Source organism: Antrihabitans spumae (genome assembly GCF_043944905.1).
In the GTDB taxonomy this organism is placed as follows: Bacteria; Actinomycetota; Actinomycetes; order Mycobacteriales; family Mycobacteriaceae; genus Antrihabitans; species Antrihabitans spumae.
In genome coordinates, this window is sequence record NZ_JBIMSN010000072.1 from 83,801 (window position 1) to 105,769 (window position 21,969).

The 21,969-nt window shown below is 64.3% G+C and carries 13 protein-coding genes; 4 read left to right on the forward strand and 9 right to left on the reverse strand.

Features of this window, described 5'->3' with window-relative positions:
* Positions 1–15: 15 nt before the first annotated feature.
* Positions 16–3,321: an arabinosyltransferase domain-containing protein gene (locus ACHIRB_RS17440; RefSeq protein ID WP_395124188.1), complete on the forward strand. Its 3,306-nt coding sequence runs from the start codon at positions 16–18 to the stop codon at positions 3,319–3,321.
* Positions 3,322–3,382: 61 nt separating this feature from the next.
* On the opposite strand, the gene ACHIRB_RS17445 is transcribed toward ACHIRB_RS17440, so the two are convergent.
* Complete coding sequence (locus tag ACHIRB_RS17445; protein ID WP_395114038.1) at positions 3,383–4,684, reverse strand: glycosyltransferase; 1,302 nt, start codon at positions 4,682–4,684, stop codon at positions 3,383–3,385.
* 66 nt (positions 4,685–4,750) lie between these two features.
* Between ACHIRB_RS17445 and ACHIRB_RS17450 the strand changes: the two genes are divergently transcribed.
* Together ACHIRB_RS17450 and ACHIRB_RS17455 are read left to right on the forward strand one after the other, a co-directional pair.
* Positions 4,751–5,401, forward strand: coding sequence for a TetR/AcrR family transcriptional regulator (locus ACHIRB_RS17450; RefSeq protein ID WP_395114039.1), 651 nt, complete (start codon positions 4,751–4,753; stop codon positions 5,399–5,401).
* 149 nt (positions 5,402–5,550) lie between these two features.
* On the forward strand, positions 5,551–6,504 hold the full coding sequence (locus ACHIRB_RS17455) for a hypothetical protein (protein WP_395114040.1): 954 nt from the start codon (positions 5,551–5,553) through the stop codon (positions 6,502–6,504).
* Positions 6,505–6,561: 57 nt separating this feature from the next.
* On the opposite strand, the gene ACHIRB_RS17460 is transcribed toward ACHIRB_RS17455, so the two are convergent.
* The 7 genes from ACHIRB_RS17460 to ACHIRB_RS17490 form a co-directional block, all read right to left on the reverse strand.
* Positions 6,562–8,064, reverse strand: a complete 1,503-nt coding sequence (locus ACHIRB_RS17460; protein WP_395124201.1) for an acyl-CoA carboxylase subunit beta — start codon at positions 8,062–8,064, stop codon at positions 6,562–6,564.
* Positions 8,065–8,110: 46 nt separating this feature from the next.
* Positions 8,111–13,114, reverse strand: a complete 5,004-nt coding sequence (gene pks13 / locus ACHIRB_RS17465; RefSeq protein WP_395124202.1) for a polyketide synthase Pks13 — start codon at positions 13,112–13,114, stop codon at positions 8,111–8,113.
* A 144-nt stretch (positions 13,115–13,258) separates the two neighbouring features.
* Positions 13,259–15,157: a long-chain-fatty-acid--AMP ligase FadD32 gene (fadD32, locus tag ACHIRB_RS17470; protein WP_395114041.1), complete on the reverse strand. Its 1,899-nt coding sequence runs from the start codon at positions 15,155–15,157 to the stop codon at positions 13,259–13,261.
* Positions 15,158–15,359: 202 nt separating this feature from the next.
* Positions 15,360–16,361 carry an LLM class F420-dependent oxidoreductase gene (locus ACHIRB_RS17475; RefSeq protein WP_395114042.1) on the reverse strand — a complete coding sequence of 334 codons (1,002 nt, stop codon included), beginning with the start codon at positions 16,359–16,361 and terminating at the stop codon, positions 15,360–15,362.
* A gap of 172 nt (positions 16,362–16,533) precedes the next feature.
* A complete protein-coding gene (locus ACHIRB_RS17480; RefSeq protein ID WP_395124189.1) occupies positions 16,534–17,508 on the reverse strand; it encodes a cutinase family protein in 975 nt (324 codons plus the stop codon).
* 6 nt (positions 17,509–17,514) lie between these two features.
* Positions 17,515–18,042, reverse strand: a complete 528-nt coding sequence (locus ACHIRB_RS17485) for a DUF732 domain-containing protein (RefSeq protein ID WP_199704706.1) — start codon at positions 18,040–18,042, stop codon at positions 17,515–17,517.
* A 158-nt stretch (positions 18,043–18,200) separates the two neighbouring features.
* Positions 18,201–20,057: an alpha/beta hydrolase-fold protein gene (locus ACHIRB_RS17490; protein ID WP_395114044.1), complete on the reverse strand. Its 1,857-nt coding sequence runs from the start codon at positions 20,055–20,057 to the stop codon at positions 18,201–18,203.
* A 215-nt stretch (positions 20,058–20,272) separates the two neighbouring features.
* Here ACHIRB_RS17490 and ACHIRB_RS17495 point away from each other — a divergent pair, with 215 nt between their 5' ends.
* Positions 20,273–20,839 carry a hypothetical protein gene (locus tag ACHIRB_RS17495; RefSeq protein ID WP_395124190.1) on the forward strand — a complete coding sequence of 189 codons (567 nt, stop codon included), beginning with the start codon at positions 20,273–20,275 and terminating at the stop codon, positions 20,837–20,839.
* Between the two features lie 79 nt (positions 20,840–20,918).
* On the opposite strand, the gene ACHIRB_RS17500 is transcribed toward ACHIRB_RS17495, so the two are convergent.
* Positions 20,919–21,944 (reverse strand): alpha/beta hydrolase, encoded by a 1,026-nt coding sequence (locus ACHIRB_RS17500; RefSeq protein ID WP_395114046.1) that lies wholly within the window; start codon positions 21,942–21,944, stop codon positions 20,919–20,921.
* Positions 21,945–21,969 lie beyond the last annotated feature (25 nt).

Consider the following 21,969-nt stretch of genomic DNA (forward strand, 5'->3'; position numbering starts at 1 on the left):
ATAGCATTTGCAACCGTGCCCGACCTCGTGAAAGCCCCGCAGGCCGAAAGACCAGCCCCCATTTCCAGGGGGACGGACGTGCGGTCCAACTTCCGGACCGCGCGTCTGATCGCTCTGGTGACCGGTCTACTCGGCGCTTTGTTCGCCCTTGCCACACCGTTTCTGCCGGTCACCCAGACGACAGCAGTACTGAACTGGCCGCAGGACGGTGTCATCGGCAACGTCGACGCACCGCTGATGGCGCAGGTGCCGATCGACGTCGAAGCGGCGCTGCCGTGCTCGACGGTGGCGCAGTTACCCGAACGTGGTGGATTCCTGCTGGCGACCGCACCTCCGCAGGGTGACGGCGCCGCGCTCAACGCGATGTTCGTGCGCGTCAACGAAGCCACCGTCGACGTGCTCGACCGAAATGCGGTCGTCGCGTCCGCCCTGCGTTCCGACATGGCGAAGTGCTCGACCATCACCATCTCGTCGAACATCGACGTCACCTCGGCCGAATTCGTCGGGCTGACGACCCCGACGGGCGATCCGGTGAAGGGTGAACTGAAGGGCGACCTCCGGCCGCAGGTGGTCGGCGTCTACTCCGACCTGCGCTCGGGTGCTGCGCCGGAGGGGTTGTCGTTCACGATGACCGTCGACTCGCGCTATTCCTCCACTCCGACGTTTCTCAAGATCTTCGCGATGATCGCGGCGGCGTTGCTGACGTTGATCGCACTCGGCGCTCTCGCCCGCCTCGACAGCACCGACGGTCGCGGCCATCGCCGACTCTTCCCGTCGCACTGGTTGCGCCCGACCCCTGTGGATGGTGTCGTCGTCGGCGTATTGCTGGTCTGGCACTTCATCGGCGCGAACACCTCCGACGACGGCTATCTGCTCAACATGGCCCGCGTCGCCGAACATGCCGGTTACATGGCCAACTACTTCCGCTGGTTCGGCGTCCCCGAAGCACCGTTCGGCTGGTACTACGACGTCCTCGAGATGTTCGCGAAGATCTCCACCGCGAGCCCGTGGATGCGTCTGCCTGCCTTGATCGCCGCCATTCTGTGCTGGCTCGTCATCAGCCGCGAGGTGGTCCCCCGCCTCGGTCGTGCGGTCAGGCAGAACCGCGTCGCGCTCTGGACCGGCGGTTTCGTCTTCCTCGCCTTCTGGCTGCCCTACGACAACGGTCTGCGGTCGGAGCCGATCGTCGCCCTCGGCGCACTGCTGACGTGGTGCTCGGTCGAACGTGCGATCGCGACCGGTCGACTGCTACCCGCTGCTGTCGCCTGCCTCGTCGGTGCGTTCACCCTGGCCGCCGCCCCGACCGGCCTGATGTGTGTGGCTGCACTGCTCGCAGGTATTCGCCCGATCACCCGGATCATCGTCAAACGGCATCGGCAGGTCGGCACGCTGCCGCTGCTCGCGCCGATGGCTGCCGCCGGACTGCTCGTACTCACAGTCGTCTACAACGACCAGACCTTCGCAGGCATCCAGGAAGCCAACCGAGTTCGCCAGGCGATCGGCCCTAACCTCGAGTGGTACAAGGACTTCCTTCGCTACTACTACCTCTTCGTCGAAACAGCCGACGGTTCCTTGTCTCGGCGCTTTGCGTTCCTCGTGATGCTGCTCTGCCTGTTCACGACGCTGTTCATCCTGTTGCGTCGCAAGCGAATTCCCGGCGTCGCGAACGGTCCGGCGTGGCGTCTGATGGGCGTCGTCTTCGGAACCATCTTCTTCATGATGTTCAACCCGACCAAGTGGACCCACCACTTCGGCGCCTACGCGGGCATTGCCGGTTCGCTTGCCGCGCTGACCGCCGTTGCGGTCGGTGCAAGTGCGCTGCGCTCGCGCAGAAATCGCACAGTGTTCACCGCAGGTCTGCTGTTCGTGATGGCACTGTCGTTCTCCGGCTGGAATGCCTACTGGTACGTGTCCTCCTACGGCGTCCCGTGGTTCGACAAGCGCGTCCAACTCGGCGGGCAAGAATCCAACACCGCGTTCCTCGGCCTGTTCGGTCTCGCGTTGGTCCTCGTCGCCTGGCACTACCTGCGCGAAGGCTTCGCGAAACCGCAGGCTTCCGCAGCGACTGCACGTGGTCGGCGGATCAGAAAGTTCGCTGCCGCTCCACTGACCGTTCTCGCCGGTGCGATGGTGCTGTTCGAAGTGCTTTCGCTCGCGAAAGGTGCTGTCGCGCAATACCCTGCGTACTCGATCGCCAGATCCAACTACGACGCGATCATCGGCAACTCCTGCGGACTCGCCAACGACGTCCTCGTCGAATCCGACCCCAACTCCGGCAACCTCACCCCGCTCGTCGACCCTGCCAATCCACCGAAGGATCCGAGCGATCCACTCGCGGGCGGACTCCCGGTCGGGTTCTCGCCCAACGGCATTCCCGAGGACCTCTCCGCCGACTTCGTCGAGGTCAAGCCCGGCATGGGTAACACGGACACCCAAAGTGTGGGTCCGGCGTTCGAGACCGGCGAAGGTGCAGGCACCGGTGGTGGTACGGGAGCTCGCGGCGTCAACGGCGGTACGGCGAAGCTGCCGTTCGGCCTCAACCCCGCGACCACGCCGGTACTCGGTAGCTACCAGGCCGGCGTACAGGAGCCTGCGTCCGTCGTCTCCAGCTGGTACCAACTACCCGCACGCTCGGACGACGCTCCGCTCGTCGTCATATCCGCCGCGGGTCGCATCTTCTCGATCGACGCGACCGGAGCCATGAACTACGGCCAGTCGCTGAAGGTCGAGTACGGTCACCGGTTGCCGGACGGCACGGTCCAGCTGCAGGGCGAGTACCTGCCTAAAGACATCGGTCCGGCACCGTCGTGGCGCAACCTGCGGGTCCCGCTCGACGAACTGCCAGCCGACGCCGACGTGGTCCGCATCGTCGCAAACGACCCGATCCTGATCGGCGACCAGTGGCTGGCATTCACGCCGCCGCGGGTGCCGAAGTTGGCTTCGCTCAACGACGTCATCGGGTCCGAGCAGCCCGTACTGCTCGACTGGGCGGTCGGTCTGCAGTTCCCGTGCCAGCGGCCGTACTATCACAAGAACGGCGTCGCGGAGGTTCCCGGCTACCGCATCCTGCCCGACCGTCCGCTGGCGGTCAGTTCGACCGACACGTGGCAAGCCGCGGAGAACGGCGGTCCGCTCGGGTTCACCGAGATGCTGGCCATGGCCGTGACGATGCCGACGTACCTGCGCGACGACTGGAGCAGGGACTGGGGTTCACTCGAGCGCTACGACCGCTACTACCCGACTTCGCAACCCGCCCAACTCGATACGGGTGAGGCGACACGGTCCGGCTTCTGGTCGCCGGGCAGGTTGCGGGTGTTCTGATTTGGTGGCGTGAGGGCGCCCCTGACGCTATCGAGCGGCGTCAGGGGCGCCCTCGCTCCGTTCAGCTCGCCAGTTTCTCGAGCAGGTCGGCGGCTTCCCTGCTCGAATCGTGGGTTGCCATCTCGGCCTGCACTTTTCGGGCTGCGTCGCGGAATCCTGGCTCGTCCAGCACTCTGCGGACCGCGACGCGTACCTTCTCCGGCGCCGGGCCCGTCTTGCCGAGGCGCAACCCGACACCGGACCACTGGATGCGCGCGGCGATCTCCGCCTTCTCCTCGGTTGTGCCCGCCTGCACGATCGGGACACCGTGCGACAACGCCAACGTGACGCCCGTGTAGCCACCGTTGGTGACGAAGACGTCGGCCTTGTTCAGGATCTCGTCGTACGGAATCCATTGCTCGACAATGCAGTTGGCGGGCAGCGCTTGGCCGTAGGCGGTCTCCACTGCTGCCCGGCTCGGTCCACCCGTCGTCACGATCACACGAACGTTCTCTTCCGCGAGCGCGCGGAGGGCAGGAACAACGAGCTCGGACATATCGGGTCGCAGACTGCCCTGGGTCACGTGCACGACTGGTTTGTGGTCGGCCCCGAGGTCGGACCACCAATTCGGCTCGACCCAGCCCTTGGTCGGGTCCGGCTTCAGTGCACCGATCCAGTGGATGTGCGAGGGCAGGTCGGCGTGGGGATACTCGAATCCCGGTGTGCAGCCCTGCATGTGCAGCATCGGCGACGCGACGGAGTCCAACGCGGAGTTGGGGTCACGTGGCAGACCGAGGTCGGCGCGGATGGCGTCGTAGGTCCGTTGGGCGTTCTTGAAGATCACCTTTGCGGTGACCGTGCGGACGAGTCGGTTGCGTAGTCGTCCGATCGGCCCGGCCATCGGCATCATGCCGGGTCCGAACGGTGGCGTGTCTGCGTCGGCGTACGGAAGGGGTCCGTCGGCGAAGGTGGCCCACGGGATCCCTTCGAGCTCGGACACCATGCCGACGCCGTAGCTGAGGCCTTCGGTCAGCATCGCGTCGACCGATCGTCCTTCATTGCGTTCCGCTGCGATGATCGCTCGGAGGTCGGCGACACGGTGCGGTGCCTGTCCGACGAAGATCCGGTCGAATGCGAGGCCGATCTGCTTCGCCCCCGACATGCCGATGAATTCCGGGAAGTACTCGAAGATGTCGTGGCCGCTGAAGTCCTCCGCCTCGACGTAGGGCAGTGGCGTGGCCCCGATTGCGGCGATGCGATCGTGGAATGTCTTGCCGGAATACCAGAGCACTCCGTGGCCGCGTTCGATCAGTCGTGCAGCGATCGGGAGCGGGTTCATGGTGTGGGCCTGGATCGGAACGGATGCGAACAGAAAGGTTGCCATTGTGTTGTCTCCTCTGGGGCTCGTACTCTCTTGGAGACATACGCAAATCGATTGAGTGTGGTTCAAATGAATTCGCCCGAGTCCGACGCCCGCTCCTACGTCAGCCCACTGCGCGCCGAACAAACGGCGTTGACGCAGCGCCGAATCATCGAAGCCGGCTACAGGATGTTCATCGAATGTGGTTACGGTGCAACGACAATGGCGCAGATCGCGAAGGCCGCGCAGGTGTCGACGCAGACCGTCTACAACACGTTCGGCTCGAAGGCCGCGTTGCTCAAGCGGATCTACGACGTGCGTCTCGTCGGCGACGATTTGCCGATCCCGCTCGCCGAGCGTCCACACGTCGTCGCCATGTACGCCGACCCCGATCCCGCCCGGTTTCTCCATGCCTACGCCCGACTCGGTGTCGAGTTGATGGAGCGCTTGGGTCCGTTGTTGGTCGCCGTGACCGCCGGTGCAGGCGCTGGAGACGCCGACCTCGTCGCACACCTGAAGACCATCGACGGCGAACGGCTCGTCGGCGCAACGATGGTCGCCCGCCGCATGAACGAGTTGGGAGCGCTACGCAGCGAGCTGAGCATCGAGCGAGCAGCGGACATCGTCTGGACCCTCAACAGCGTCGAGGTATGGGAGCTGCTGACCGGTCGCCGGGGTTGGTCCGCGGACGATTACGAAGCGTGGTTGGGTCAATCGCTGTGTAGCGCAATTCTGGCGTGACCTGGCGGTGCGAGGGGGCCACTGCCGCCATCGAATGAGGTCAGGGGCACATTCACTCCGCGGAATCTGGTTCAAAAGTTATCCACAGGCTCACCGTCTCCCCAGGTCGCGCGGGCAGGGCCACTCCTTGCATACGGCACAGTGACCTGATGCGGCGGGGAACATGGGCACACGATCACACGCTGGTCGCGCAGGCAAGCACAAACGGGGTCATCACAGTCGGGCAGCTGGCTGCGATCGGAGTCGGAGACGGAGCGGTCGGGCGCAGATGCGCGCCGGGCGGTCCGTGGCAGCGCCTGCTCCCCGGCATCGTTCTGCTGCACAATTCGATTCCGAGCAACCGCGAGAGGTCAGTCGGCGCAATCCTGTACGCGCGCGACCACGCCGTACTCACTGCTCACGCGGGACTGGCTGCGCACGGTTTCGCCCGCTGGAGCTCGACTGGCACGGTGGACGTGCTGATACCGCACGACGAACGCCGTTCCTCGACTTCGTTCGTCGCGGTGGAGCGGACCCGCCGAATGCCTGCAGTTGTGGCGAGGGGTGGTTTGCGCACGGCGACCCTCGTCAGGTGTGCCGTCGATGCGGGCCGGCGAACGACGAAGCTCGACGGTTGTCGTTCCTTGCTCGCCGAAGTAGTGCAGCGCGGCGACGTGTCCGTCGAGGAACTGGCGATCGAGCTTGCAGAATCCACGACACGCGGCACCGCCCTACCTCGACGAGTCATCGAAGAGCTCGGCGGAGGTGCGCACTCCGTGGCAGAACTGTTGGCGCAACGTGTCTACTCGACCTCCGGCCTGCCACCGATGGTGTTCAATCGGCCGATCGAGGACTCGAACGGCAACTTCGTCGCGTGCCCGGACGGTTGGCTCGACGATGTCGGTCTGGCCTGGGAGATCGACTCCCTGCAGCACCATCTGACGGTGCAGGACCACGAGAAGACGATATTGCGAAGGGCTCGAATGCAGAAGCTCGGCATCATCGTCGTCGAGACCCTGCCGAATCAGCTGCGAACCAATCCTCGACTCGTGATCAGCGACCTAACCGCGAACTATCGTCTCGGCACGCAACGTCCACGTCCGGACGTCCGCCTCAGCGGATGAGGGGACCATTCACGCCGCAGGACGACGTGAAGGTGCCCCTCGCTCCGGGGGTTGCTGCTAGATCGGCATCAAACGATGCTTGCGCGGCATCCGCGCAACCTGCTTGTCGCGCAGCAACTTCAGCGCCTTACGCAGTTCCAGACGTGTCTGCGACGGCTCGATGACGGCATCGATGTAGCCACGTTCGGCCGCAACCCATGGGGTCGGGATGGTGGCGTTGTAGTAGTCGATCAAGTTCTTGCGCACGGTCGGACCGTTTTCGCCCGCCTCCTGGACCTGGCGACGGAAGAGGATGCTGACCGCACTCTCGGCGCCCATCACCGCGATGCGAGCCGTCGGCCAGGCGAAGTTGAGGTCGGTGCCGAGTTGCTTCGAACCCATCACCGCGTACGCGCCGCCGTAGGCCTTGCGCACGATGATCGTCACCTTCGGGACCGTCGACTCGACGACCGCGAAGAAGAAGCGGCCGCCACGACGGATGACGCCAATCTTCTCTTCTTCGACGCCGGGCAGCACACCTGGCGTATCGACGACGAAGACAAGCGGGATCTCGTAGGCATCGCAGATGCGGACGAAGCGAGCGGCCTTGTCCGAGCACCGCGCATCGATCGCACCACTGAGGACAAGCGGCTGGCTCGCAACGACGCCGACCGTACGACCGTCCACCCGCGAGAAGCCGGTGATCATGTTCCGTGCAACGTCTGCGCCGACCTCGTGGAAGTCGCCGTCGTCGAAGATGCGGAGCAGGATGTCGTGCATGTCGTACCCGGCGTTGTCTGCATCCGGGATGATCGAGTCGAGTTCGAGGTCGCTCGCCGTCACCTCAGGCTCCAGGCCGGGATTGACGATCGGTGCCTGCTCCTGGCAGCTCGACGGCAGGAAGCCGAGGTAGGCGCGCACCCACTCGAATGCGGCCTTCTCGTCGACAGCAACGTGGTGCAGGTTGCCGTACTCCATCTGATTCCGAGCGCCGCCGAGTTCTTCGAGAGTGACGTCCTCACCCATGACGTCACGAATGACGTTGGGGCCGGTGACGAACATGTACGAGTCTTCGGTCGCGACGAGCGTCTCGGTACCGGTGATCGGCGCATACACAGCGCCACCTGCGCATTTGCCGAGAATCATCGAGACCTGCGGAACGACGCCGAGCAGCGGTTCGTGCCTACGGCTCATCTCGGCGTACCAGGCGAGCGATGTCACGGCGTCCTGGATGCGCGCGCCGCCGGAGTCGTTGATACCGACAACAGGGCAACCGATCTTCGCTGCGAACTCGAGGATCGCAGAGACCTTGCGACCGAACATCTCGCCGACCGAACCGCCGAACACCGTCTGATCGTGGGAGAAGACGGCAACGGGACGACCCTCGACGAGTCCGTGACCGGTGACGACGCCGTCGCCGTACAGCGCCTTCGGGTCGCTCGACTGCCGGACCAGTGCGCCGATCTCGACGAACGTGCCCGGATCCATCAGCATGTTGATGCGCTCACGCGCGCTGGGGATGCCCTTCTTGGCGCGCTTGGCGGCACCGGCCTCACCGGCGGGCTCCTGGGAGAGAGCCATCCGTCTACGCAGTTCGGCGAGCTTCTCGGCCGTAGTGCTCACTGAGTCAGTTCCCCTTCGAGATGGTGACGAGCTTGTCGGTGAGGTGCTTACCGATCTTCGCGATGTACGGCTCGTCGATGATCTGGATGTGATCGCCGCCGACCTCGACGACCTCCAGCTTCGGCAAGTACGGACCCCAACCGCCCTGAGGTGCACGATGCTTGTACGCGGGCTCGAGCTCGATCATGCCGTCGTGGTAGCGCTCGGCGAGGTAGAGAACAACGTCGCCGTCGTAGTTCGACGGTTGTGCGTTGGCGAGCGCTCGGCTGTCGATGAACGACGTCCGCTGATGTTCGATTACGCCGCCTGGAATCTTGACGCCACTGACCTTGACCAGATCCATGACGATCCGGATCTGCTCTTCTTCGCTGGCACCGGCGAGTTTGTCCATCGGCAACGGAGCGTCGACGCCGTAGGTCGTCTTCGCGAATGCCGTGTACCGCTCCAGCCGGGCCTTCGACTCTTCGGGACCGTCTGCGGGCGGGTTGGCGGGCAGCGCGAGGTCGATCATGCCGACCAAGCGGACGTCGGCACCTTCTGCGCGCAGCAGCTTGGCGACCGCGAAGGCAAGCACGGCTCCGAGCGACCAGCCGTACAGCACGTACGGACCGTCACCCTGAATCTTGCGCAGCTCCGGAATGTACTGCCGCGCACGGTCTTCGATCTCACCTTCGACACGTTCGAAGCCGTACATCGGGGTGTCGGCAGGCAACCGCTTGAGCAATGGCTCGTAGGCGACCGTCGATCCGCCGGACGGGTGGAACACGAACACCGGTGTGGTCGTCGCACCTTCGGGACGAGCCCGGAGAGTGCGCACGATCCCGTCGATGCCACCTTCGAGGTGCGGTCGAATCACGTCGGCAAGTGCTTCGATGTTCTCGGCGTCGAGAACGTCGTCGAGGGTGATCTCGCCCTTCGCCCGCTCGGACAACCGGGCGGCGAGCTTTTCGCCCGTCTCGTCGTCGAGCACCGGCAAGGTGTTGAAGATGCCCTTGGCGGACTCGCCCGTGACAACGGCCCAGGTCGCGTAGGCCAACCGTTCGGCAGCATCGCGCGGCGGCACGTCAGAACCGGCTGCGTCCGCCGTCGCCTGCTTGCCACCGAGCGCTGCCGCAGGCGCAGCAGGTTCCGGGGCAGCGTCCTTGACGATCGCCTCGGCTTCGGCGAGGACCGTGGTGTCCTCGACGGCGAGCACGGGTTCGCCAGCCGCATCCAGGACGACCGGACCCTCGGCTTCAGCACTCTCGACCACAGCACCCTCGACCACGGCACCGTCGGCCGCAGCATCCGCCGCCGCCTTCTCCGCTGCCTGCTTGTCGGCGAGCGCCTGGACCTCTTCGCGGTTGTCGACCGCGTAACGCAGGTACTTCGCGACCTCCATGAGGTTCGCGTCGCGGACCACCTGCAGTTGCAACTGCGGGATGTCGAATTCGTACTCGACGCGGTTCTTGATGCGAACACCCATCAGGGAGTCGAGGCCGAGCTCGATCAGCGGAATCTCGACCGGAATGTCTTCGGGCGCATAGCCCATCGACTCCGCGACGATGAACGCAAGCCGGTCTTCCAACGTCTGGGTGCCGTTGGGATCCCAACGCTCACCAAAGGTTTCGACGACCTCGGGCAGAGCTTCCGGGTCTGCCTCTTCCACAACGGCAACGGGTGCGGCGACAACCGGCTGCGGCAACTCCGCACCGGAGGTGACGACCGCGTCGAACAGCAGCGTGAACGCCGAACCCTGCTTGGCGTGCACCTGAATCGATGCGCCACCGGGGTGCGGGTTGAGCGTCGTCGTCAGGGTTCCCACGGTCGGGACGACACCGTGCGCGATCGAGGCACCGAGTGCTACGTCCGAAAGTACCTGTTTCGCAGCGGCTGTCACCAGCGCGGCGAGGTCGGTCGCGGCAGTCGCATCGATCTCCCAGACGTGACGACCATCGGGCAGCGCGACGTGCGCACCTGGGATCCGAGAGTTGCCACTGCTGTTCAGGCGCGCATCGATCCAGTACGGCTTGCGGATGAATGCCGTCCGTGGGATGTCCGCGTAGTCGCCTGGAGTGAACAGCGTGTCGATGTCGACGTTGTGCCCGTGTACGTAGAGCTGAGCGAGTGCCATCAGCACACCGAGTTGTTCGTCTTCCTTGCGCTTGAGCGTGCCGATCAGCTGCGGATTGTGCAGTCCTGCGGCAAACGTTGTTGCCGCAACCTGCATCAGCGCGACAGGATTGGGCGCAAGCTCGAGGAACGTGGTGTGTCCGGTGTCGACGGCCTGCTTGACCGCATTGGTGAAGTACACGCTGTGGCGCATGTTCTTGACCCAGTAGTCGACTCCGTGAATCGCCTCGTGACCGGGACGGTAGTACGTCTCCTTGTCGACGGTCGAATAGACGCCGTGCTTCAGCTTGGTCGGCTCGATGCCTGCCAGTTCGGCGGCGAGCTCACCGAGCAGCGGGTCCATCTGCGACGTGTGACCGGCGCCCTTCGTCTGCAGCAGACGGTTCATCTTTCCGGCGGCCTCGGCCTGGGCCATGATGGCCTCGACCTGCGGCTCCGGACCACCGATGACCGTATGGGTCGGGGCCGCGTAGACGGCAACCTCGAGGTCCGGGTACTCGCTGAGCACGCCGACGATCTCCTCGGCGCTGTATTCGACCAGAGCCATTCGGCGAATTGCGTCGCCAGACAGCATCGACTCGCCTTCGCCCATCAGTCGCGACCGCGCGCAGATCACGCGGACGGCGTCTTCGAGCGCGAGCCCACCGGCGATGTACGCACCCGCGACCTCACCGAGCGAATGCCCGACGACCGCTGACGGCTCGGCACCGTGATGGCGAAGCAGTGCGGCGAGGCCGATCTGGATACCGAAGATGCCGACCTGCGACGTGCCGACGTCCCAGTCCTGTGCGTCGTCGAGGTACATCTCCTTCACGGAGTAGCCGGCCTCGTCGAGGATCAGTTCGTCGACCTCGTCGATCGCCTTCGCGAACACGGCGTTGGCGAGGTAGAGGTCCTTGGCCATCTTGCGGTGCTGCGCACCGAAGCCGGACAGCACCCAGACCGCACCCTGTGTCGCGGGTGAGTCGGCCGAATAGACGCCCTGCGCGAGCTTGCCAGCAGCGACTGCCCGGAAGCCCGTGACCGCCTCGGCGTGGGTCCGCGCGAGCACAACGGCCCTGGTACGACCGTGATTACGTTTTGCGAGCGCGCGGCCGACATCTTCGAGCGGGGTGTTCGCACCGGCGTCGGATTCGAGCCAGTCGGCAAGGTCGGCAGCCGCGCGACGGCGACGTGACGGCAGGTAAGCGGACAGCACGAGAACGACCGGCAACGGCTCGCGAACGTCATCGACCGCGGCGTCGGGGGCACCTTGACCCTCCTCGATGGCGTCGGGGGCACCCTCGTCCGAGACCTCGGCGTCCACGACAGCCGGGATGTACTCCTTGAGCACGACGTGCGCGTTGGTGCCACCGAACCCGAAGCCCGATACCCCTGCGACGGCAGTGCCCGTGTAACGCGGCCAATCGGTCGGTTCGGTGACAACCTCGAGGTGGGCCTTCTCGAACGGGATGTACGGGTTCGGACCCGCGTAGTTGATCGAGGCAGGAATCTTGTTCTCCTGCATCGCCATGACAACCTTCGTCAGGCTTGCGGCGCCGGCTGCGGACTCGAGATGCCCGAAGTTGGTCTTCGCCGAGCCGAGCAACATCGGCTTGTCGTCGTCACGACCACGACCGACGACGCGTGCAAGGGCGTCCGCCTCGATCGGGTCGCCGAGGATGGTGCCGGTGCCGTGCGCATCGACATAGTCGACGCCCGACGGCGCGATACCGGCATCACGGTAGGCGCGACGCAGCACATCGGCCTGGGCGTCCGGGTTCGGCGCGAGCAGGCCGTTGGAGCGGCCGTCGGAGTTGACCGCGGAACCTGCAATCACCGCGAGAATCGGGTCGCCGTCACGCTCGGCGTCTTCGAGCCGTTTGAGTACGACGAGTCCGCCACCTTCGGAGCGAACCATGCCGTCGGCGTCCGACGAGAAGGCCTTGATCTTGCCGTCTTTGGCGACCGCGCCGACCGAATCGAACCCGAGGGTGACGAGCGGGGCGAGCAGAGTGTTGGTGCCGCCCGCGAGCGCGAGATCGGCGTCACCGCTGCGCAACGCACGGACCGCCTGATGAACGGCAACCAGCGTCGACGAGCATGCGGTGTCGACCGCGACGGACGGGCCGCGAAAGTCGTAGAAGTAGGAGACACGGTTCGCGATGATCGACGACGCTGCGCCGGTCAGTCCGTACGGCGTCGACCCGTTGTTGGGGTCGATCGCGGCAAGCATCGTGAAGTCGTGCGACGAACTGCCGATGAACACACCGACGGGTGTGCCCTTGAGGCTGCTTGCGGGAATCCGCGCGTGCTCCAAGGCCTCCCACGTCAGTTCGAGCGCGAGGCGTTGCTGCGGATCGACCTTCTCGACCTCGGTGGGCGACATGGCGAAGAACTCCGCATCGAAGCCCTTGATGTCGTCGAGGTAGCCGCCGCGGGTGTTCGCCTTCGCAACCTGCGCCGCGACCTCGGGATCGGACGTGAACTCCTGCCACCGACCCTCCGGCAGTTCGGTGATTGCGTCACCGCCGTTGATCAAAAACTCCCACGTCTGCTCGGGCGTCGTGCCCGCGTGTGGGAAGCGGGTCGACAGGCCGACGATCGCGATATCGTGCGACTCTCCGGCCGGGACCGCAGACGTGTAGACGGAGTCGTCGTTCGACTCTTCCGGCGCATCCGGCTCGCCCTCGATGATGCGCGACGCGAGCGACGCGATCGTCGGGTGCTGGTACACAACCGTCGCGGTCAGCATCACACCGGTCAGGTCTTCGACTTCACCACCCAACGCGATGGCGTCACGCGAGGACAGGCCGAATTCTTCCATCGGCCGGTCGTCGGCAATGTTCTCCGCTGGTTGCCCGGTCGCCTGTGCGACCCAGTTGCGTAGCCAGGTGCGCAGTTCGGCGACGGTCAGCTCTGCGCCGTCCGAACCGTGTACTTCCAGGCTCTGTGCAGCCGAGCCTTTCGCAACCGCGCCGTCCGAGCTAGCGCCAACACTGTCTGAGGGCGTGTGTTCTTGTTCAGTCATCAGATCCACCAAGTTACCCGCCCGTAGAAGCTAATCGTTAGCGGCGTCCGGGAAGGCTGTCTGGGTGTATCCACCGCGGAGAGTTCCTTCGAGGTACGCCGATTTGCATGCGCGACGCGCAATCTTTCCGCTGGATGTGCGAGGAATGCTTCCCGCGGGCACCAACAGAACGTCACGCACGGTGACACCGTGCCGAGTCGCAATGGCCGCGCGGACGGTGTCCGCGATCGGCTGCGGATCGGCTTTGCCAGCGCCCGGTCCACGTTCGGCGACGACGACGAGCTGTTCCGAGCTGTCGTCCGGATCGAACTTCAAGCCCGAATGGCTGCTGTGTTCGAACACGACAGGCGGCAGCTGGTTGGCAGGGACAGCGAACGCCGCGATGAAGCCTGGGCGTAGTGCTGTGCTCGCCTCCTGTGCGGAGTACTCGAGGTCCTGCGGGTAGTGATTGCGACCGTCGACAATCACCAGGTCCTTGACGCGACCGGTGATGTACAGCTCGCCGTCCACGTACACGCCGAAGTCGCCGGTCCGCATCCATGTCGCGTCGTCGGGCGCGCCGTCTGAATGGCTGCCCTCGGCGAGCGGGGTTGCGATCGTGTTCTTGAAGGTTTCGACCGTCTCTTCGGTGCGACCCCAGTAACCGATGCCCATGTTGGCGCCGTGCAACCAGATTTCGCCGACATGGTCGTCGGCTTGTTCGGCGCCTGTTTCCGGGTCGACGATCACAGCCCACTGACTGCGTCCGACATAGCCGCACGAGACCTGCGGTATCGCGTTCTCCGTGCCCGGTTCAACCTTGACGATGACGCCGGCGTTGAGTTCGCCGCGGTCGACATAGATGACCTTGGCTTCGTCCTCGTGCTTGGTTGCGGAGACGAACAGGGTTGCCTCGGCCATGCCGTAGCACGGCTTGATTGCGGTCTTCGGCAGCCCGTACGGCGCAAATGCGTCGTTGAACTTGCGCATCGACGACGTCGTCACCGGCTCGCTGCCGTTGATGAGGCCGATCACGTTGCTGAGGTCGAGGGTTTCGCCCGGCTTCGGAAGTCCGCGGACAGCGGCGTGCTCGAATGCGAAGTTCGGCGCGGCGGCAAACGTTCCGGCGCCGTCGTTCGCGGCGGCCAGTTCCTTGATCCAGCGGTAAGGCCGGCGCACGAACGCGCTCGGCGACATGATCGTGATGTATTTGCCACCGACCGCGGGGATGATCACGGTCAGCAGGCCCATGTCGTGGAACAGGGGCAACCAGGTGACACCGCGGGAGTCTTCGGTGAGTTCGAGTGCGTCGATCATCTGCAGCAAGTTCGTACCGACGGCCCGGTGCGTGATCTCCACGCCTGCAGGCGTTCGCGTCGACCCCGACGTGTACTGCAGGTACGCGATGTCGTCGACCTTGATGTCGGGGCGAACCCACGTTTCACCGACACTGTCGGGGATCGCGTCGACCGCGATGATGCGCGGACGCTGCGCGGCAGGCAGAGCACGGAAGAACTGGCGAACTCCTGCGGCCGAGGAGGTAGCCGTGAGGATCGCCGCTGGTTCGCAGTCACCGAGAACGGCATGCAGGCGGTCGGTGTGACCCGGCTCGTCCGGATCGAACAGCGGCACGGCGATCGTTCCGGCATAGATAGCGGCGAAGAAAGAGATGACGTAGTCGAGTCCCTGCGGTGCGAGCACGGCGACACGGTCGCCAGGCTTGGTCACCTGCTGCAAACGAGCGGCCACCGCACGCAGACGGGTGCCGAATTGAACCCAGGTCAGCTCGTGCGCTTCCCCGTCGCGTTCACGGGAATAGTCGATGTACCGGTACGCCAAATCGTGTGCGTCGGCGCGGGTGTGCTTCTCGACGTGGTCTACCAGCGTACGACCCTCGGGAATGAAAATATTCCCGTTGTCGTCGAGGTAGTCATCGAAAGTCTCGTCCATTCCTTCTCCTCCGAAGCGCCTGCGCACTCACGTCACTGGCGTGGTGCACCCCGACTTGCTTCGCCCGCGGGTGTTCTCTCGTCGTGCAAGGTTATTGGCAATCGAACGCGGCGTTCACCGTATCGGCTACATGTTTGGAAACCAGAAATATGTTACAGACGTCCGCGTCGGTGAAACGCGCGGAACACTGCAAACCCCGGCGCTACTCACCGCGTAGCAACGGAATGACTGGTGCGAAGGCATCCATCTGGGTCGGGAACACACCCACGTAGGACATCGTCGTTTTGGCACGGGTGTTTCGGATTTGATCCGCGATCTCTTCGAACGTCCCGATAGCGATGTAGGGCGACGTCAGAATGTCTTCGACACCGAGCTTCACGTCGACTTCCATGTTGGGCGGGAAGCCCTTGTCCAACGCCTGCAGTGCCATCTCGGCGATCTGCTCGCGGTCGTCTGTGATGACGATCGTGGTGATCGCCCAGTTGAGCTCGATGTCAGCGAAACGGTCGCCTGCGGCCTGACGAATCAGGTCGACGCGCTCGATCGTCTTCTCCATCGTGATTCCGGAAAGCAGGAGTTTGCCTTCCTTCGTCGTAACGGGGACAACGGAGACGATGTCGGCATGCTTGGCAGCCAGAGCGAGCATCTTGGGTCCGCCGCCGCCGACCGCGATCGGCGGACGAGGACCCTGACGCGGACGAGGACTGCCCTTCAAACCCTTGATCTGATAGTGCTTGCCCTCGAAGTTGCACTCCTGGCCACGCAGCAGCACATCGAGAATGGTGAGTGTTTCGTCGAGCTTCTCTATGCGCACCGACGGCTTGTCGTACGTAATGCCACCCTTGTCGAACTCTTCCTTCATCCAGCCCGCGCCGATACCGAGTTCGAGGCGGCCACGCGAAAGAACGTCGATCGTCGCAGCATCCTTGGCGAGTACTGCCGGATGCCTGAAGCCGTTTGCCAGCACAGCTGTGCCGAGCCGGATCTTGTCCGTGGCAACAGCGAGAGCGCCGAGAGCCGCGATCGGTCCGACCTGATTGCCGAGGTGATCGGGAATCATGAAGCTGTCGTAACCGTATTCTTCGGCCTGCTGCGCGAGTTTGATGAACTTGCGTGCACCGCCCTCTTCGGCGTTGCCTTCGCCACCCGCAGCGAAACGGAACTTTCGCAACGGCGGGCTACCCGGCTCGACGGCGGAGGTCATCGATTCACGCTCTCCTCGACTATTGGTGCTGGTCAGTAGGCACGGCCACGGTGGCAGCCAGCCAGTGCGCCACTCTAGCGGGTGCGCGCTCTCGAACCTATTTCCGCTCCGTCACACATACTGTTACGCCGAATCGGCGGTCCGTGACTTCGAACACGCTGATCCGAGCCGATCACGAATGCGCCGGCTTCGGGGCGTTGTTCACCAAATCGATCGCCCACTGGGTCGTCCACTGCGTCGCTGTCGTGCCCGCTGGATCGACGACGAAGCCGTTGTAGAGCGTGTGGACGGGATTGCCTGCCGCACCTGCCAGAGCTGCGAGACTCGGCAGAATGTTGAAGGGATTCAACGCAGCTCGGGGTGCGTCGCAGATCAGATCTCCCGGTGCACAAATGGAGAACGTGCGGTCGGACAGCTGTCCGAAGCCGCCGGGTCGGGCTCCTGTCATCGAGATACCGGGAACTTCGATGCCGCGCAAGGACACTTCGGCACCGACACCCGCCGGATTGGGTCCGATCGGAATCGACTGCGCAGGATCGCGACGGCCGTCTGCGATAAGGGTCACACCGAGAACCAGGTCAGCGGGTACGGGTCCGTTGCCTGCACCGATCTGCGCCGCAAGATCGCCTGCGATCACGGCACCCTGCGAAAATCCGGCTAACACGAAGCTCGACAGCGGACATCTGGCATGCATGTCGACGAGGGCTTCGGTCGCCTTCTGAGCGCCCTGCGTTCGACTGTTGTTGTAGGACTGCTGACCGTCCGGTGGCAACGCGATCGGGTTCGAGAACTGCGCGACGTAGGGCACCGTGAAGACATCGGTGCGAGACACCGGAAACTGCTGCTGCAGGGGCCGACTTACGTTGAGCATCAACGAGATCGGGTTCGCGGCCGGGTTGAACGGGTCGTCTGCGGCGTTCGATTCCCAGGTGCCTGGAATGACAAGTACCCGCACATCGGGGCAGTCCGCTGATTGCGTGTCCGGTCGCGGTGGTTCGGTTGGCCCCGGCGTAGGACTCGGCAACCGACCCGCGAGCAGATACCAGACCAACAGGATGACGAGCAGGATCAGCAACCCGACGGCAAGCACGCCTATCAGACCGAAGAGCTTGCCTCTCGACCGTTTACGAGTTGTTCGCGACGCCATCACGGACTACTTGCAGTACGACGTCTTCGCGGCATCGATGAACACCTGGGCGGCGTCCTCGGGCGTCAGCGTCGTCTCGGTTGCGGGGTCGCCGCCGACGTAGGCGACGACGGTCGCCTTGACGGTTGCCGGGTCGCCGTTCTCCTGCTGCGACTGGCAGACGTAGTTGGCCATGACGGTCGCGCTCTCCTGCGACGTCGTGATGCCACCCTTCTTCAGCTCGGCCAGCATCGCCTCGTCACGCGCGACCGGCTTCGGAGCCTCCGTCGGTCCGGGGAATCCGCTCGGTACCGGCTGCGGTTCCTCGGGTGGTGCCGTTGCGGCTGCACCCGGGCTCGTCACCGGTGCCGACGACGGCTGGGCTCCCGACGCTTCGGGTGCCGACGTTTCCGCACTCGTCGGTACGGCCTGCGTGGTCGGCGTCGGATTGCCCGTAGCCGTCGAATCGTCTCCGCCGCAACCGGCCAACAACCCACACGCAGCGGCGGCAACCGCAACAGCGGACATGGAACGGACAAGGGAGAAGCGCGGCATTCTTTCGTTTCCTAAGCAGTCGTGGCTGGTCAGTTTCGTACAGGCTTTCGTACAGGCTACAGAGCGAAATTGACGAAACTCTGGCAGTGATTCGAGACTCGTGAGTCTTTCAGGAGGCTCCACCCTCCGAAAAGACTCACGAGGCGCGAAGCGCCCTGCTAGTGAATCTCCGCCTTGTCGTCCTTGACCGTGATGTAGCCGAGTTGGAAGTTCTGTTGCGTTCCGCCCGGTATGTCGAACTGATCGCCGGTCGGGAACCCGAGCTTGCCGTTCTCGTAGCCGACGCTCTTCCAGGCGTCGAAGATGGGTCCGTTCTTGATGGCCCATGCACCCGACAACGGACTCCAGTAGATGTTGCCGCCCTCGAACTCGTTGAATTTGCCGAAGTCCTTGACCGACTGCTCGCTGCCCTTCGGGAAGCCGAGCCAGCTGTCCTCGTAACCGAGGGCGCCGTATTTGCCCATGATCATGCCCTGCACCCGGTGTGTGCCGTTATTGGGGCTGTAATACATGGCACCGATTTCGAAGCCCTGGACGACTCCGTCCTTGTTGGGCGTCTTCACTTCTTCTGCCACCGGGTAGCCGAGCGGTCCGCCTTCGTAACCCTGCTTCGACCACTCGTCGAGGATCGATCCGCGGATCGCGTGCGCGCCGGTCTGCGGCGTGAAGTAGATGCTGCCGCGCTCGAAGAGTTGGTAGCGGCCACGGCCGTCCGGTGCGCCGCGCTCTTCGCTGATCGGCAACCCGAGCGGTCCGCCTGCGCCACCGTTGGCCTCGTAGTCGCCACCGATTCGGCCTGCGACAACCTGGGTCCCACCGGTCGACGAGTAGAAGATCCGGCCGAAGCGGAAGTCCTGTGCGACGCCACCCGCGACGTTGTATTCGCCGGTGAGGCAGTCACCGAGCCAGTTGTTGGCCGATGCCAAGCCCGCGATCGCGCCCGCCGGGTTGCAGGCCGGCTTGTCGGCCTCGACGCCGAGTGCGCTCGCCGCCTGCGGCCACGACTGTCGCATCTCGAAATCCCAGTACGGCCAGGAGTGCGTGCCCGACGGGCGGTAGTTGACCTGTGCCGGAATTCCGAGCTGATTGAGCTTCGTCGCGAAGTTCTGCGACGTGAGGCGTGCCAGAATTTCCAGGCCCATACCCGCGAAGTTGGTACTGACCCCTGGGATTCCGGACGGCTGGTCGAACGGTCCGGTCATGCCGCTGCCGCTGGAGACGTAGAGGCTGATGCCTTTGAGTTTGTCGGCGAGCATGTAGGGATCGTGGCCGGTCCAGTCCGCGCTGTTCGGCGGACCCCACATCGCTCCGGAGTTGAAGCCACCCGCGTCGTTCATCGCGTATTGAATGGCCTGCGGCATGCCGAGCGACGTGGTCGTAAGGAAGCCGGAGTAGGACGCCGCGTATTTCACGAAGTCGGGGTTGCGCGCTGCGAGGAACATCGCGGATGTGCCACCCATCGACAAGCCCTGCACACCGCGGACATTGGTTGTGCGCCACTGGCTTTCGAGCAGGGGCGGGAGTTCCTTCGTCAGGAACGTCTCCCACTGGTAGTTCTTGCCGTTGTCGGGTTCGAGCCAGTCGGAGTAGAAGCTGGACTGGCCACCGATGGGAAGTACGACGTTGACGTTCTTGTCGGCGAAGAAGGTCTCCGCCTTCGCGTCGAGCGTCCAGCCGTTCTCGCCGTCCTGCGCGCGGAGGCCGTCGAGCATGAACAGCGCGGGGAACTTCGACTCGGGGCGGGCGTTCCAATCACGGGCCAGCAGCAGCTGCACTTGGACCGGAGCTGCCATCGACGGTGATTCGACCCAGAGCGAAACGCGACGATCCGTGAACCACGTGACGTTGGTGATCGCCGCAGCGCCAGGTGCTTTCGCAAGCGGCGGGGCTTCGTATGCGGGAGCGAGTGGCGTCGCCGACGCCGTCGCGGAGGTGAGTCCGGCGGCGAGTGGCAGGACCAGCACCGCCGCACACATCCCAAAGGCTCGAGAGCGTAAACCGGGTGCGCGTCGCATCGGCGTGGCCTCACTTTCCGTCCAATGGGCACCCTTCGGCACCCGCATGCAAGCTCTGTTCTACACGTCGAAAGAGGCCATTCCGGGGACGACGCGCAGGGGACGGGTAGTTTCCAATGTGACGGATGTTGCAATTGGTGCATGAAACTATGGCTCGGACCACATCGAACGTAATAGGTAGTGACAAAGTTCGTCTCGGTAACGATACGAAGGACATGACCGAACAGCCAAGATACCGATTTCGAAGTCTTGCGTTTGCGCTCGGAACCGTTGTGGCGCTTGCCCCGTTCACAGCGGTCGGCAATGCGAGCGCGGAACCCACCGACTACGGCAACGGCTGTGCGGTGTACCCCCACGACCGGGCTGCCACCATCGACGCGCTGCGGTTCAAATGCAGCGTCGAGCAGCAGGACGAGATCTACGTGTCCGCTGCCGCCGGTTCCACACCCAGCGGTGTGACGAGTGGTTGGGTCACTCGGCCTGCAATCATGGCCGCAATGGCGCCGCCACTGTGGATCGGCAAGACGTTCTACACCGGAAGCAACGGCGGGCACCTGCAGAACCGCATCACCGGTGCCGGCATCGAAGGCTGGGTCGCAGACGTCTACCTCGGAACCTCGAAGGTGGATAACGAACCGGCCTGGATACTGAACTACGCACCCTCACCGACGCCGCCACTCCTCGACGAGATTCGGGAAGTCTCACCCGGTGTCTGGTTCGGGCTTTCCTGGTGGCGTGATCCAGCAATCTCGCCACTGTTGCTTGCCTTCGTCGTGAGCTGACACCCCCGACACAAACAACCGCCCCGCGCAATCGTCGAGATTGCGCGGGGCGGTTCGGCGTTCGGTTCGACCGTTTCGGTCAGCGTGCGTTGAGAACGTCCAGGAACATGTCGCGGGACTTGAACAGCTCCGCTTCCCAGTACTTCCATGAGTGCGTGCCGGCAGCAGGGAATTCGAAGCGGGCCGGGACACCGAGCGTCGCGAGACGGATCTGGAAGGCGCGGGTGTTCACGAGTGCGAGCGCTTCGAGCGCCATGCCGTTGGCCGTGTTGTAGACGCCGAGCGCGGATGTCGGACGGTCGTAGGGACCCGGGAGACCGCTTGCAGCGGAGATGTAGAGCGGGAGGCCCTTGAGCTTCGGTGCGAAAACGAACGGGTCGTTGCGCAGCCAGTTCGGGCTCCACGGCGGACCCCACATGGAGTCGACGTTGAAACGACCTGCGTCGAGCATCGCGATTCGAATCGCTTCACGCATACCCGGTGCCGAGATGTTCAGGTAGCCGGAGTACGCGGCAGCCGCCTTGAACTGATCGCGGTGGTACGCGGCGAGGGTCAGCGCTGCACTGCCACCCATCGAAAGGCCGGCGATCGCGTTGTTGGTCGGCGAAACGCCGTAGTTGGCAAGGAATGCGGGGAGTTCCTTGGTGAGGAACGTCTCCCACTTGTAGGTCGTCTTCTGACCGTTGAAGTTGCTTGGCGCGTACCAGTCGCTGTAGAAGCTCGACTGTCCACCGACGGGCATGACGAGGGTGACGTTGTCGCCCGCGAACTGCTGCAGTGCGTTCGTCTCGAACGACCAGGCGTTGCGATCGTTGCGAGCGCGGAGTCCGTCGAGCAGGTAGAGCGCCGCGTTGCCACCGCGAGCCGCCCACTGGACCTGCACCTTGATCGGACCCATGCCCGACGGGACGATCAGCTCTTCGAAGCCGCCCGAGGGCGCGCTGAGAACCGGTGCGCCATGGATCGGCGACGCGGTGGCGACGCCACCGGCGATACCAGCCGTCACCGGCAGCACGAGCGCTGCGGCAGTCAGGCCGAGGACCCGCTGTTTCCAACTGCGGGAAACGCCCCGACTTCCGGACGACGTCGCGTTGCCAAGACGCATGAATAGAGCTCTCTTTCTGCTACTG